General features: G+C 68.0%; 12 protein-coding genes and 1 pseudogene. 2 read left to right on the forward strand and 11 right to left on the reverse strand.

Features of this window, described 5'->3' with window-relative positions:
* Positions 1-4 precede the first annotated feature (4 nt).
* The 4 genes from WEA29_01550 to WEA29_01565 form a co-directional block, all read right to left on the reverse strand.
* Positions 5-1084, reverse strand: coding sequence for an ABC transporter permease (locus WEA29_01550; GenBank protein ID MEX2322440.1), 1080 nt, complete (start codon positions 1082-1084; stop codon positions 5-7).
* Between the two features lie 126 nt (positions 1085-1210).
* Positions 1211-2890, reverse strand: a complete 1680-nt coding sequence (locus WEA29_01555; GenBank protein ID MEX2322441.1) for an ABC transporter substrate-binding protein — start codon at positions 2888-2890, stop codon at positions 1211-1213.
* A 136-nt stretch (positions 2891-3026) separates the two neighbouring features.
* Positions 3027-4784: an ATP-binding protein gene (locus WEA29_01560; GenBank protein ID MEX2322442.1), complete on the reverse strand. Its 1758-nt coding sequence runs from the start codon at positions 4782-4784 to the stop codon at positions 3027-3029.
* A 99-nt stretch (positions 4785-4883) separates the two neighbouring features.
* Positions 4884-5051 carry a hypothetical protein gene (locus WEA29_01565; protein ID MEX2322443.1) on the reverse strand — a complete coding sequence of 56 codons (168 nt, stop codon included), beginning with the start codon at positions 5049-5051 and terminating at the stop codon, positions 4884-4886.
* A 490-nt stretch (positions 5052-5541) separates the two neighbouring features.
* Here WEA29_01565 and WEA29_01570 point away from each other — a divergent pair, with 490 nt between their 5' ends.
* Positions 5542-7464, forward strand: coding sequence for a prolyl oligopeptidase family serine peptidase (locus WEA29_01570; protein MEX2322444.1), 1923 nt, complete (start codon positions 5542-5544; stop codon positions 7462-7464).
* Between the two features lies 1 nt (position 7465).
* On the opposite strand, the gene WEA29_01575 is transcribed toward WEA29_01570, so the two are convergent.
* The gene (locus tag WEA29_01575) at positions 7466-7876 is read right to left on the reverse strand and encodes a type II toxin-antitoxin system VapC family toxin (GenBank protein ID MEX2322445.1); all 411 of its coding nucleotides are present in this window, start codon (positions 7874-7876) and stop codon (positions 7466-7468) included.
* Positions 7873-8103, reverse strand: coding sequence for a hypothetical protein (locus WEA29_01580; protein ID MEX2322446.1), 231 nt, complete (start codon positions 8101-8103; stop codon positions 7873-7875). Before WEA29_01580 ends, WEA29_01575 begins: the two co-directional genes overlap by 4 nt.
* A gap of 40 nt (positions 8104-8143) precedes the next feature.
* Between WEA29_01580 and WEA29_01585 the strand changes: the two are divergent.
* Positions 8144-8242: pseudogene (locus WEA29_01585) on the forward strand (DUF2191 domain-containing protein).
* A gap of 394 nt (positions 8243-8636) precedes the next feature.
* On the opposite strand, the gene prfA reads toward WEA29_01585, so the two are convergent.
* The 5 genes from prfA to fsa are packed head-to-tail and all read right to left on the reverse strand — an operon-like array spanning position 8637 to position 13168.
* On the reverse strand, positions 8637-9713 hold the full coding sequence (gene prfA / locus WEA29_01590; GenBank protein ID MEX2322447.1) for a peptide chain release factor 1: 1077 nt from the start codon (positions 9711-9713) through the stop codon (positions 8637-8639).
* The gene (locus WEA29_01595) at positions 9713-10648 is read right to left on the reverse strand and encodes a DUF1385 domain-containing protein (GenBank protein MEX2322448.1); all 936 of its coding nucleotides are present in this window, start codon (positions 10646-10648) and stop codon (positions 9713-9715) included. The genes prfA and WEA29_01595 overlap by 1 nt, the downstream gene beginning before the upstream one ends.
* Positions 10648-10929, reverse strand: a complete 282-nt coding sequence (locus tag WEA29_01600) for a type B 50S ribosomal protein L31 (GenBank protein ID MEX2322449.1) — start codon at positions 10927-10929, stop codon at positions 10648-10650. The genes WEA29_01595 and WEA29_01600 overlap by 1 nt, the downstream gene beginning before the upstream one ends.
* 42 nt (positions 10930-10971) lie before the next feature.
* Positions 10972-12486, reverse strand: coding sequence for a transcription termination factor Rho (rho, locus tag WEA29_01605; GenBank protein ID MEX2322450.1), 1515 nt, complete (start codon positions 12484-12486; stop codon positions 10972-10974).
* A gap of 13 nt (positions 12487-12499) precedes the next feature.
* On the reverse strand, positions 12500-13168 hold the full coding sequence (gene fsa, locus WEA29_01610; protein ID MEX2322451.1) for a fructose-6-phosphate aldolase: 669 nt from the start codon (positions 13166-13168) through the stop codon (positions 12500-12502).
* Positions 13169-13410: the final 242 nt, after the last annotated feature.

Below are 13410 nucleotides of genomic sequence, written 5' to 3' on the forward strand. Positions count from 1 at the left end.
GCCATCACTCCAGCCGTATTCGGGGATCGAGGTACGCGTACGAGAGGTCGACGATCAGGTTGATGACCACGTAGCCGGTGGCGATGATCACGGTGAAGCCCTGGATGATCGGGAAGTCGCGGGCGGAGATGGCCTCGAACAGCATGGTCCCGGCCCCCGCCAGGCCGAAGACGGTCTCGGTGAGCACCGCCCCCGACAGCAGCGCCCCCATCTGCAGCCCGACGATGGTCACCACCGGGAGCATGGCGTTGCGCAGGGCGTGGCGCACGACGACCCGGCGCTCGGCGGCGCCCTTTGCCCGGGCGGTGCGGATGTAGTCGCGGCCCAGGGTGTCGAGCAGGCTGGAGCGGGTCATGCGGGCGATGATCGCCATCGGGATGGTGCTCAGCGCCACCGCCGGCAGGATCAGGTGCTGGATGGCGTTGCCGAACAGCTCCCAGTTGCCGGTGATGAAGGCGTTGAATATGAAGTGGTTGCCGATGAACTCGACCACGGTGTGGGGGAAGGTTCCGTCGGCGAGGCCCCACCCCCATTGCTCGTAGAACGGGACGGAGATCATCCCCGGGGACAGCCGGCCCGACGGGGGTAAGGCGAACCAGGTGTTGCGCAGCACCAGCCCGAAGAAGTAGGCGAGCAGCAGCCCCAGCCAGAACACCGGCATCGACACGCCGACGTTGGCGAACATCATCGTGCCCACGTCGACGGCCGAGTTGTGCCTCATCGCCGCCACGATCCCCAGCGGGATGCCGACCAGCAGGGCGATGAACAGCGCCGTCATCGACAGCTCGATGGTCATCGGGAGGCGCTCGATGAGGATCTGTGAGACCGGGCGGGAGAAGCGGATCGAATTGCCGAAGTCCCCCTTGAGCACGTCGCCGATGTAGATGCCGAGCTGCACCGGGACCGGCCGGTCCAGCCCCTTGTTCCGCTCGAATGCGGCACACGACTCGGCGGTGGCGCGCTCGCCCAGCATCGCCCGGCAGGGTTCGCCGGGGATCGCCCGGGCGAGGAGGAAGGTGGCGATCAGGATGCCCAGCAGCACGGGGACGGCGAGCAACAGCCGCCTCCCGACGTACGCCAGCATCTCACCTCCTCACGGCGCCGGGCCGGACGGACCCGGATGATCGGTCTCTCCCCGGAATGAGCGCCGGGGCCCGCCCCCTCGAGGGCGGGCCCCGGTCGGCTCGTCAGTCTGCGATGGGATCGATCCCTACGGGATCAACTGGTCCCACAGATAGGTGTAGTACTCGAACGCTCCGGTGTTGCCCACGTGGAGCGGATTACTCGCCTGGATGCCGAGCGCCCATGAGGCGACGACGTCGTTGGCGTCGAAATCCGACCCGTCGTGGAACTTGACACCCTGGCGCAGGGTGCAGGTCCACACCGTCGAGTCCTCGTTCGGCGTGCACTCGGTGGCCAGGGCCGGCACCACTTCGCCGGAGTCGATGGCGTAACCGAGCAACGCCTCCACCACCTGCTGGCAGGCGGCCAGGGACTCGCCGTCGGTCTCGTCGGAGCAGAACAGGCTGATCGGCTCGGCGTTCTGCATCCACACGAAGGTGTCCTTGCCCGGATCGACGAACTCGAACAGCGGGGCACCGAACGGCCGGAAGTGCGCGTTCTGCACACTGACCAGCGATGCCGACGCCGACGCGCCGTGAGCGACCGGCACCATCGGCACCAGCTCGCGGATGGCGTTGTTCGCCTGCTCGTAGAGCGGCCGGGCCGTCCCCACGTCACCGATCGTCGAGGCCTGCAGCAACGGCTCGTAGATCTCCGAATGAGTATCGCCGAACTGCGGGTTGGCCTCACCGAAGTGGAAGTCCAGGAAGTTGGTGATGTGCGGGTAGTCCGCACCCCAACCCAGGAGGTAGAAGCCGTCGAGGCGTCCGTTGGTCGACTCGTCGATGAACGCTCCCGACTCCATCACCTCCACCACCGCGGAGATGCCCAGGTTCTGCATCAGCTGATCCTGGATCTCGACCGCCACCGTGCCCGGCTCCGGCAAGTAGCCGCGGAACACGTCGCGGTAGTAGATGGCCGTGGTCCAGGTGTCGAGCGACAGGCCCTCCTCGGCCAGGCCCTCCTCGAGCAACGTCCGCGCCGCGGCGGCGTCGAACGGGTACCAGTCATCGCCCTCACACCCGTTCGGGATCGAGCACGGCGTGAAGTGCGAGGCAACCTCGGACCCGTCCGGGTAGAAGTTGTCGACGATCCGCTGACGGTCGATCCCCATGGCGATCGCCTGGCGCACCTTCAGGTTGTTGAACGGCGTGAACGTGTTCGTCATCGCCAGGTAGAAGGTGTTCGGGTTGGCCGACTCGATCAGGTTCAGGTTCGGATCAGCCCTCACCGTGTCGAAGGCGTCGGGGCTCACGTTCGTGATCTGATCGACCCGCCCGGCCTGCAACTCGAGGAGACGCGAGGCTCCCTCGGTGGCCCAGCGGAACACGAGCGTCTCGTACGGCGGCTTGGTGCCCCAGTAGTCGTCGTTGCGGCTGAAGATGATGCTGTCGCCTCGCTGCCACTGCTGGAGCACGAACGGGCCGGTGCCGATCGGGTTGTCCAACGGCGCGCCGCCGGTCGCCTCGAGATGCTCCTTCGGCTGGATGCCGAACGGAGTGAAGGCGGCGATCTGCGGGAACGCAGGCACCGGCTTGCACAGCTCGAACACCACCGTGTACTGGTCGGTCGCCGTGATCGACTTGATCTTGCCGCCGTAGTCACAGTCCTCGGCGGCGACACTGTCGCCCACGAATGGCTCTTCTGGGCTCGTCGTGGCCCCGGTAGTGGTGGTGGGTGCCCCCGTGGTGCCCGGCGTGTCGTCGCCGCAGGCGGCGGCGACGAGCGCCAGCACGAGCACGAGGATCAAACCCCTTGCGTACTGCATCGGATGGTTCCTCCTTTGTGTCCCTCACCGGTCACTCGAACCGGTGAGGGGCCACGAACATTAGCCACATGCGAGTAACCCGGCTGTAAGAAGGGCTGCGCGGCTCGGCTCCCGATCGACAGGGACGCGGCGGCGGCTACGCCGCCGACGCCGCCGGCACCGAAACCGGCAGCACGGTGACGAAGCGGGCGCCAATCCCGGCGGGCCCGTCTTCCACCCACACCTTGCCCTGGTGGCCGTGGACAAGCTCACGGACCAGGTACAGGCCGATGCCGGTGCCCTGGACTCCCTTGTTGCGGCCTCGCTGGAAGCGCTCGAACACCAGCTCGCGCTCCTCGGGTGGGATACCCGAACCCTGGTCCGACACCTCAACCCGCACCGTGTCGGCCTCGCCGCGGGCACTCACCGTCACCGACGATCCCTCGGGCGAGTACTTGGCGGCGTTCTGGATGAGGTTGATGAACACCTGGCGCAGGCACCCGGCGTCGGCCAACTCAAGGGTGAGGCCGTCGTCGATGGCGGCGTTGAAACGGCGGCCCGGGAAGAGGCGGCCCACCAGCTCGACGGCCTCCTGCACCACGGCCGACACATCCACCCGGTCGCGACGCAGTTCCAGCACCCCGGCCTCGATGTTGGACGCCATGAGCAGGTTGGAGATGAGCGTCTCCAGGTGAGCGGACTCGCGCTGGATCAGGCTCAAGAAGTCGCGACCTTCGGGATCGGTGACGTGGGCATCGAGCAGCGAACCGAACCCGATGATGGTGGTAAGCGGCGTGCGCAGCTCGTGGGACACGGCGGCGACGAAGGTGGTCTTGAGGGCGTCGAGCTCCTCCAGGCGTGCCTTGGCGGCACGCTCACCGGCGAGGGCACGGGTCAGGCCGATGGCCACCGCGCCCTGGGCGGCGACGCCACGGGCCAGACGGATCTGGCCGTCGGTGATGCGATGCGGCCGATTGCGGTCCAGCACCAACACCCCGAAGGTCTCACCCCAGGCGATCAGCGGTAGGTACAACGCGGCCTCGATGCCGAACGAAGTAGCCCACCATTCGGGGTTCAGGTCGGAGTCGACCTTGGGATCGTCGAAGGCCAGGACCGTGCCGGTCCGAAGAACCTGGTAGGCGGCGGGCAGGTCCGGGGCCGTCGACTTGAAAAGCTCCCACGCCTCCTGGTCGACGTGACCGTCGGCGAACTGGCTCATCTTCGGGTGCAGCTTCCCGTCGTCGCCGACCAGGAACACCGAACATCGGTCGAAACCGGCCACCCGGGCACAGTTCTGGGCCACCGAAGCCAGCACCGGGATCAGGTCGGTGGTGCGGCTCAGCACCTCCCCCACGTCCAGTAGCGCCTCGGCCTCCCGGGCACGCCGGCGCTCCCGCTCGAATGCGCGAGCGTTGGCCAGGCCCATCGCCAGGTACTCGGAAAACACGGCCAGGTCGTCGCGTCGGTTGCGCAGCTTCGCCGGGGTGCCTTCCACGATGAGGACGCCGATCGGTCGCCCGTCGCGACGCAGGGCGAACGCGAGGTACGGCTGCAGGTCGTACTTCTCGACGATCGGGAGTGGGATGCCCTCGAAACGGGGATCGTCCACCTCGACGATGTCCTCGCCGCCGCGGATCCGCTTGACCACGTCGAACTGCTCGGCGTCCAGGCGGCGCCACTCTTTGAACAGCGCCGGATCGGCGTCACCGGAGGCCAGCTCCGACACGAACGGCGCCAGGCGACCCTCGTCGTCGTCATCGGCGAGGAACAGAGACACCCGGTGCACCGAGAAGGCGGTGCCGGTGAAGCGCAGCATCTCTCCCACCAGGCGCGCCGTCGAACGCTCCGTCCCGGCACGGCGGACGAAGTCGAGGATTGCTCGCGGGAACGAGCCGGACTGGGAGTCAGAGTCCATAAGGAGACCATCGGCAGGGTGTTGCGGGGGGTTGAGGGGAGGCGCGAGGCGGGATTGGCGACTCGCGATTCACTGGGAGGCGGCGCCCCTGTCGGTTGGTCAGCGACGGGTTCGCGCCGCCAACACCTGCTCTTCCACAGAGACGTCGATGCCCATTCGGCGCTTGCGCTCCAGACGCGCCTCGGGGTCGGACGGCCCGCGGCCGACTCGTTCCAACCGTTGGCGGCCCTGCTCGGCTTGCTCGACCATCTGCCTGCCGAGGTCCACGTAGGGTTAGCCCTCCCCCCTCCCCTGACGGCTTCGCCGTCAGGTACTCCCCCCTTCGGGGGGAGAGAGACGGTTGGTCCCCTGCGCCCCGCGACGCGCGCACTCTCCTCCCCTGTAGGGGGAGGTGGCAGCGGCCGCAGGCCGCTGACGGAGGGGGAGGGCTGACGCGTCGCGAGGCCCACGAAGGGTTTGCCCTCCCCCCTCCCCTGACGGCTCCGCCGTCAAGTACTCTCCCCTCCGGGGGGAGGGACCGCAAGAAACCTCCCCCCTCCCCTGACGGCTTCGCCGTCAGGTACTCCCCCCTTCGGGGGGAGGGACCGCAGAAAGTAGGAACTCTCCTCCCCCGTAGGGGGAGGTGGATCGGCCCGATAGGGCCGAGACGGAGGGGGAGGGCTGACGCGTCGCGAGGGCCCACTTAGTGTTTGGGCTCCCCCCCTACGGGGGGAGGGACCGCAAATACCCTCCCGCCTCGCCGCCTACCCTCCCTCCCATGAAGACGGCGCCGTATGGGACCTGGGAGTCGCCGATCTCGGCGGAGCTGACCACGCAAGCCGGGTTGCGGTTCGCCGACCTGGTCGCGGTCGACGGGGACGACGTCTACTGGGTGGAGAGCCGGCCGCAGGAGGGTGGGCGCAGCGTCATCGTACGGCGGTCGCCGACCGGGGCCATCGACGATGTGGGCCCGGACGACTTCAACGCCCGCACCTCTGCCAACGAGTACGGCGGCGGGGCTTACACCGTCGCCGATAGGCTGGTCTACGCCTCCAACTTCGCCGACCAGCGGCTGTATCGGATAGACCAGGAGGGGACCGCCGAGGCGATCACGCCCGAACCGCCGGCACCGAGGGGCGACCGCTACGCCGACCTGACGGTGCGGGGCTCGTGGGCGATCGGGGTGCGGGAACGGCACAACGCCGATGGCGACGAACCCGCCAACGAACTGGTCCGCATCCCCCTCGACGGTGGCGAACCCGACATCGTCGCCTCCGGCCACGACTTCTACTCGTCGCCGCGCATCTCACCCGACGGCACCCGGCTCGCCTGGCTGGCGTGGGATCACCCCAACATGCCGTGGGATGCCACCGAACTGTGGGTCGGCGACCTCACCGCCGCCGGGCACATCGACAACGCCCGCCGCGTCGTCGGCGACCGCTCCGAGTCGCTGTTCCAGCCGGAGTGGAGCCCCGACGGGGTCCTCCATGTGATCTCGGACCGGTCGGGCTGGTGGAACCTGTACCGGGAGGGGGCGGACGACCTGGAGCCGATCCTGTCGATGGACGCCGAGTTCGGGGTGCCCCAGTGGCTGTTCGGCTTCAGCCGGTATGTGTTCCTCGCCGACGGCCGACTCGTCACCGCCTACGGGAGGGAAGGCGGCGACACGCTGGTGGTCATCGAGGGGGGCGAACCACGGCCCATCCGGCTGCCGTTCACCTCGGTGGGGACCTCGCTGGCCACCCGGGGCAGCACCGTCTACCTGATCGCCTCCGGACCGAACCGCCCGGCGTCGCTGGTGCGCGTCGGCGTCGACGACGGCACCGTCGAAGACATCCGAGTGCCAGAGGGGCCACCGATCGACTCCGCCTACGTCAGCATCCCGGAGCCGATCGCGTTCGCCTGCGACGAAGGCGTCGCCCATGCCCTCTACTACCCGCCCACCAACCCGGAGTACCAGGCGCCGGAGAGCGAGAAGCCGCCGGTGATCGTCGCCATCCACGGTGGCCCCACCTCGGCGGCGAAGGCGGCGTTGGACCCGGCGAAGCTGTTCTGGACCAGCCGGGGCTTCGGCATCGTCGACGTCGACTACGGCGGGTCCACCGGGTACGGGCGAGAGTACCGGCAGCGACTCGACGGGCAGTGGGGCGTGATCGACGTGCGCGACTGCGCCCTGGCGGTGGCCCACCTCGCCGACCAGGGCAAGGCCGACCCGGACCGGCTGCTCATCCACGGCGGCAGCGCCGGCGGCTACACCACCCTGCTCGCCCTGGCGCTGCGCGACGAGTTCGCCGCCGGCACCTCCTATTTCGGGGTCGCCGACCTGGAGGCGCTGGCCGTCCACACCCACAAGTTCGAGAGCCGCTACCTGGACCGCCTCGTCGGCCCCTACCCGGAGGCGAGGGACCTGTACCTGGAGCGCTCGCCGATCACCCACATCGACAAGATCGACAAGCCGGTGCTCATCCTCCAGGGCACCGACGACATGGTGGTCCCCCAGGCCCAGGCCGAGATGATGTGCGACGCCCTGCGAGCCCGGGGCACCCCCTACGCCTACCTGCTCTTCGAGGGTGAGGGCCACGGCTTCCGCCAGGCCCCCAACCAGATCCGGGCGCTCGAGGCCGAGTTGTCCTTCTACGGCCAGGTGCTCGGCTTCGAGCCGGCAGGCGATCTGGAGCCGGTGGAGATCGTCAGAGCCTGACTCACGCAGCAGTCGTCGCCACGACGTCGACGTTGGCTCCACAGCCGGGAACGTCGCTGAGTGCTGCGTCGCCGGTGAGAAGCGGGATGTCGAGCAGTTCGGCGAGTGCCAGGTAGACGCCGTCGTACACCGAGACGTTGTCGCGCAATTCGAAGGCCCGAGGTACGAGCCGACGGTGTGGGTACCGCTCCAGCGGCAAAGTCGCGAGCAGGCCGAGCATGTCACTCGCCTCGGTCAGGTCTATCTCGCGCCTCATCGCCAGTCTGCGAAGTCCCTGTCCGACCTCGGTGTCCACGAGATGCGGCGCACAGACGACATCGCCTCCCTCGAGGTGATCAGACAGCCTGTCGCCTGCCGGGCTGTGGGGACCGAGCAGGAAGTCAAGGACGACCGAGGCGTCGACGACGATCACCGGGAGTCACGCTCGGCTCGAATGACCTCGGCTGGCGTCTCCGACAGTGTTGGCCGCTGACGAGACCGAACCCGCTCGATCATCTCCTCGAGCGAGGGCGTAGCGGCCAGTCGCACGACCTCACGCTTGAGATAGTCGGACAGGGTCATCCCCGCCTTGGCGGCTCGCGCCTTGATCTCTCGATGCACGGCATCGGGCACGTTGCGTATCTGGATCATCTTCGCCATGGGCCGAAGGTATCACATGTGGAGCACATGTGATAGGTTGATCGACGCCTCCTACACGACCTACGACGAAATCCCGCTGGATACTCCCGACGCATGGGGCGACCTGGCCTCGTGGCGCGATGCCGCCGGGCGGTCATGACCTTGGCGGAGCGGGATGACGGGGAGTCGGAGAGGCCCACGTAGCGTTAGCCCTCCCCCCTCCCCTGACGGCTCCGCCGTCAGGTACTCCCCCCTTCGGGGGGAGGGACCGAAAGGGAGGCAGGCCCGTGCTTATGACGCCACCGCAATAACCCACATGCGGTCCCCTCCCCCGAAGGGGGAGGTGGATCGGCCCGAAGGGCCGAGACGGAGGGGGAGGGCTGACGCGTCGCGAGGCACAGGTAGTGATCATCGGGAGGAAGAGGCTGCAGCGGCAGAAAGCCGCTGACATCGGGCGGCCAGACGCGCCGGACGGTCGCTGCGCGCTAGCCCTCCCCCCTCCCCGCCTTCGGCGGTACTCCCCCCTTCGGGGGGAGAGAGTCTGAACCCTCGCCCTACTCGCCACTCAACCTCCGCGCCTCGTCCTCCAGGGTCAGGGCGTCGACGAAGTCGTCGAGGTCGCCTTCGAGGATGTCGGGGAGGCGTTTGATGGTCAGGCCGACGCGGTGGTCGGTGACCCGGTTCTCCTTGTAGTTGTAGGTGCGGATCTTCTCGGAGCGCTCGCCGGTGCCCACCTGGGCGCGGCGGTCGGCGGCCAGGGCCGACTGCCGCTTGTCGATCTCGATCTGGTTGAGGCGGGCTCGCAGCACCCGCAGCGCCTTCGCCTTGTTCTGCAGCTGGCTCTTCTCGTCCTGGCAGGTCACCACCAGGCCGGTCGGCTTGTGGGTGATGCGGACCGCCGAGTCGGTGGTGTTCACCGACTGTCCACCGGGTCCGGTACTCCGGAACACGTCGATGTCGAGGTCGTTGTCGTCGATGTGGACCTCCACCTCCTCCACCTCGGGCAGGACCGCCACGGTGGCGATCGAGGTGTGGATGCGGCCCTGCGACTCGGTTTTGGGGACCCGCTGCACCCGGTGCGGGCCGGCCTCGAACTTGAAGCGGGAGTAGGCGCCATCGCCCTTGACGGCAAAGGTGACCTCCTTGAAGCCACCGGACTCGCCCTCCGACGTGTTCATCGGCTCGGTGTTCCAGCCATGGCGCTCGGCGAACCGCGAGTACATGCGGTACAGGTCGCCGGCCCAGAGGGCGGCCTCATCGCCGCCGGCAGCGGCGCGGATCTCGACGATCACGTCTTTGGCGTCGTTGGGGTCCTTGGGCACCAGCATCACCCGCAGGCGCTTCTCCAGTCGCTCGGCGGCGGCGCGGCGCTCTTCGGCCATCTCACGGAGTTCGGCGGAGACCGCCTCGTCGGATTCGTCGCGGGCCAGTTCGGTGGCCTCGTCGGCGTCGGTGTGGGCGGAGCGCAGCTGATGCCACACCTCGACCAGGCCCTTCAGCTCAGAGTGCCTCCTGGCAACCTCGGAATAGCGGGCCTGGTCGCCGGCGATTTCGGGGTCACCCATCAGCGCCAGGGTCTCCTCGAACGCCGACACCATCTCGGCCATCCGGTCGGCCAGCTGTTGATCCATCAGCGCGACAGCTCGTACCCGAGCGCCCCCGGCACGATCGGGCCCCGCTGCTCCACGGCGGCACGCTCCTCGTCGTCCAGCGACGCCAGCAGCGACGCCACCGCCACCTCCACCTGGTCGGCGGCGGGCTCGCCGGTGGTGAGCCGCTGCAGCCAGATGCCCGGGCGGGCGGCGAATGCCATCCACCGCTTGTCGGCGGCGGCCTTCAACACCTCGTAGGCGATGCCGGCGATCACCGGGATGAGGAACACCCGGCTGGCGATCAGCCACGGCCACGACGGGCGGCCCAGCGCGCTGAACACGATGATGGCGATGAGCACCACGATCATCAGGAAGTTGGTGCCGCAGCGGGGATGGCGGGGGCTGTAGCGCTGGATGGCCCCGATGGTGAGCGGGTCACCGGCCTCGTAGGCGTGGATCGTCTTGTGCTCTGCGCCGTGGAACTCGAACACCCGCTTGATGTCCTTGGAGCGCCCGATCGCCCAGATGTAGCCGACGAACATGCCCAGGCGCAGCACCGAATCCAACACGTTGAACAGCAGCGTCGACTCGCCGAGCAGCCGCTCGATGCCGCGGGCGGCGAGCAGCGGCAGGATCATGAACACGCCCAGGAAGAACACCAGGGCGAAGGCCATCGCCACGGCGATGTGGCCCGACTTGAGCTCCTCGGCGCCCTCCTCCTGCTCGGCCTTGCGGGCTGACCACGACAGCGCCCGGAACCCGAGGCTGAGGGACTCGCCGAGCACCATGATCCCGCGGAAGAAGGGGATGCGGGCCAGGCGGGACCGCGACGACAGCCGGGGCAGCTCGTTGCGTTGGACTTCGATGATCCCGTCGGGTCGCCGCACCGCCACCGCCCAGGCGGTGGGGGCGCGCATCATCACGCCCTCGATGACTGCTTGTCCGCCGACGGTGGCACCGGGCGAACGACTCATCAGGACTCCGTCTCGGAGCCCTCTTTCGTCGTGAACGACTCGCGGCCATAGCGCTTACGGAAGCGCTCGACCCGTCCGCCGGTGTCGACGAGGATCTGCCGGCCCGTATAGAACGGGTGGCTGGCACTGGAGATCTCGACGCGCACCATCGGGTAGGTGTTGCCGTCCTCCCACTCGATGGTCTCGCTCGTCTCGATCGTCGACCGGGTGAGGAACTTGAAGTCCGACGACGAGTCGACGAACACGACCTCGCGGTACTGGGGATGGATGCCTTGCTTCACGGTTCTTTCGCTCCTGGGGGCGGTGATCGTAGCGACGCTGCGTCAGCCGCCGGTCGACTTGGCGATATCGGCGAGGAACTCGGCGTTGCTCTTGGTGGCCTTGAGCCGGTCGATGAGCAATTCCAGGCCCGCCGCCGGTTCCGGCAGGGCGAGCAGCACCCGGCGCAGCTTCCACACCTGGGCCAGCTCGTCGGGCGAGAACAGCAGCTCTTCCTTGCGGGTACCCGATGCCTCGATGTCGATGGCCGGGTAGACCCGCTTGTCGGCGAGGCGACGGTCCAGGCGCAACTCCATGTTGCCGGTGCCCTTGAACTCCTCGAGGATGACCTCCTCCATGCGGGAGCCGGTCTCGATGAGCGCCGAGCCCAGGATGGTGAGGCTGCCGCCCTCTTCGATGTTGCGGGCCGCACCGAAGAACCGCTTCGGCGGGTACAACGCCGTCGAGTCGACACCACCCGACAGGATCCGGCCCGAGGCCGGCGCCGCCAGGTTGTAGGCACGGGCGAGGCGGGTGATCGAGTCGAGCAGGATGACCACGTCCTGGCCCTGCTCCACGAGGCGCTTGGCCCGCTCGATGGCCAGTTCGGCCACCTGGGTGTGCTCCTCGGCGGGGCGGTCGAAGGTCGAGTAGATCACCTCGCCCTTCACCGACCGCTGCATGTCGGTCACTTCCTCCGGGCGCTCGTCCACCAGCACCACCATCACGTGGCACTCGGGGTTGTTGGTGGTGACCGAGTTGGCGATCTCCTTGAGCACGGTCGTCTTGCCGGCCTTGGGCGGCGACACGATCAGCCCGCGCTGGCCCTTCCCGATCGGCGAGATCAGGTCCATGATCCGGGCGAGCACATGGTTGGGCTGGCCCACTATCTCCAGGCGCAGCCGCTCGTCGGGGAACAGCGGGGTCAGGTCGCCGAACTTGGGTCGCCGCCGAGCCTCTTCCACGTCCATGCCGTTGACGGCGTCGATGCGGATCAGCGCCGGGAACTTCTCCTGGGTGCGGGGCGGACGGATCGGGCCGCTGATGATGTCGCCGCGGCGCAGGCCGAACTTGCGGACCTGAGTCGCCGACACATAGACGTCCTTCTCCCCCGGTAGGTAGCCGGTGACCCTCAGGAAGCCGTAGCTCTCGGGAAGGATGTCGAGGATCCCCTCGCGCACCTCTGCGTTGGAATCGTCCCAGTTCTGCTGCTGGCCGCCGCCGCCACTGCCACCACTGCCACCACTGCCACCACGGCCGCGGCGACGGTTGCGGTTGCGATTGCCGCTGTTGTCGTCGTCGGACGAGCGGTCGCGGGACTGGTCACGGGGCTGGCGGTCGGAGCCGCCTCCGCCGTCACTCTTCTCGTCGCCACCGTCCTCGTCATCGGCACTGCGGGGCTTGGCCGCGGGCAGATCCACCGGGGCGGGCTCTTCGCTGGCCTCGAACCCGTCGGAGTCGAGGATGGCGGCGATCAGCTTCGACTTCTGCAGCGACTCGTGGTCGGCGATGTCGAGCGACCCCGCGATGGTGCGCAGCTCGTCGAGCGTCTTTTCCTGGAGCTTGGCTCTACTGGTCATCGTTCCCCTTCGGTCAGCCCTTGCGGCGCTCGGCGAGCGCTGCCTGGTATGCCTCCCAGTCACGGTTGAATCGCTCGTTACCGATGTCGGTGAGCGGGTGGTTGAACAACTTCTTCATCACGTCGAACGGCATCGTGGCGGCATCGGCACCGACCCGGGCCGAGTCGACCACATGGGCCGGATGGCGGAGGCTCGCCGATAGCACCTCGGTGGCGTATCCCTGCGTGGCGTACAGGTCGACGATCTCGGCGAGGAGGCCGACCCCGTCGTTGCCAACGTCGTCGACCCGGCCCAGGAACGGCGACACGAAGGTGGCACCGATGTTGGCGGCCAGGATCGCCTGCGCCGATGAAAAGACCAAGGTGACGTTGATCGGATGACCCTGCCGGACCAGTTCGGCACCGGCGGCGACACCTTCGACCGTCATCGGGACCTTGACCACCACGTTGTCGGCAATCTTCCGCAGGGCCACGCCCTGGGCGACCATCTCCGAGCGGTCCTCGGCAACCACTTCGGCCGATACCGGACCATCGACCAGGTCGGTGATGGCCTTGATCAGATCGTTGAACTCGAGTCCCTCCTGTGCGGCGAGGGTCGGGTTGGTGGTGATGCCGTCGAGGATGCCCCAACCGACGGCGGTTTCGATGTCGGCCAGGTGGGCAGTGTCGAGAAAGAGCTTCAAAGCGTTGCTACCTCCGGCAGCGGAGAGATCCGGACCGATGCGCGGCGACGGCATACGTCGTTCGCCGGTTCGATCGAGAGGGTCGGGCTGAATGCCCAAGGGGCAGTCTAGACGGTCTGCGCCGCGGGGCAAGCTAAGAGGCGCGATTCGCAGTTCGCAATTCGCAATTCGCCTCTCTCCCCCCGAAGGGTGTTGATTCGCGCGAGAGGGTGGACGGTTCATGGTTGGTTCCGGGTGTTGGG

It is taken from the genome of Acidimicrobiia bacterium (assembly GCA_040902765.1).
In the GTDB taxonomy this organism is placed as follows: Bacteria; Actinomycetota; Acidimicrobiia; order Spongiisociales; family UBA11373; genus DATKBG01.

Coding starts and splice junctions, on each gene's coding strand:
- WEA29_01550 (MEX2322440.1), bottom strand. CDS start 1,084: ATGCTGGCGTACGTCGGGAGGCGGCTGTTGCTCGCCGTCCCCGTGCTG.
- WEA29_01555 (MEX2322441.1), bottom strand. CDS start 2,890: ATGCAGTACGCAAGGGGTTTGATCCTCGTGCTCGTGCTGGCGCTCGTC.
- WEA29_01560 (MEX2322442.1), bottom strand. CDS start 4,784: ATGGACTCTGACTCCCAGTCCGGCTCGTTCCCGCGAGCAATCCTCGAC.
- WEA29_01570 (MEX2322444.1), top strand. CDS start 5,542: ATGAAGACGGCGCCGTATGGGACCTGGGAGTCGCCGATCTCGGCGGAG.
- WEA29_01580 (MEX2322446.1), bottom strand. CDS start 8,103: ATGGCGAAGATGATCCAGATACGCAACGTGCCCGATGCCGTGCATCGA.
- prfA (MEX2322447.1), bottom strand. CDS start 9,713: ATGGATCAACAGCTGGCCGACCGGATGGCCGAGATGGTGTCGGCGTTC.
- WEA29_01595 (MEX2322448.1), bottom strand. CDS start 10,648: ATGAGTCGTTCGCCCGGTGCCACCGTCGGCGGACAAGCAGTCATCGAG.
- rho (MEX2322450.1), bottom strand. CDS start 12,486: ATGACCAGTAGAGCCAAGCTCCAGGAAAAGACGCTCGACGAGCTGCGC.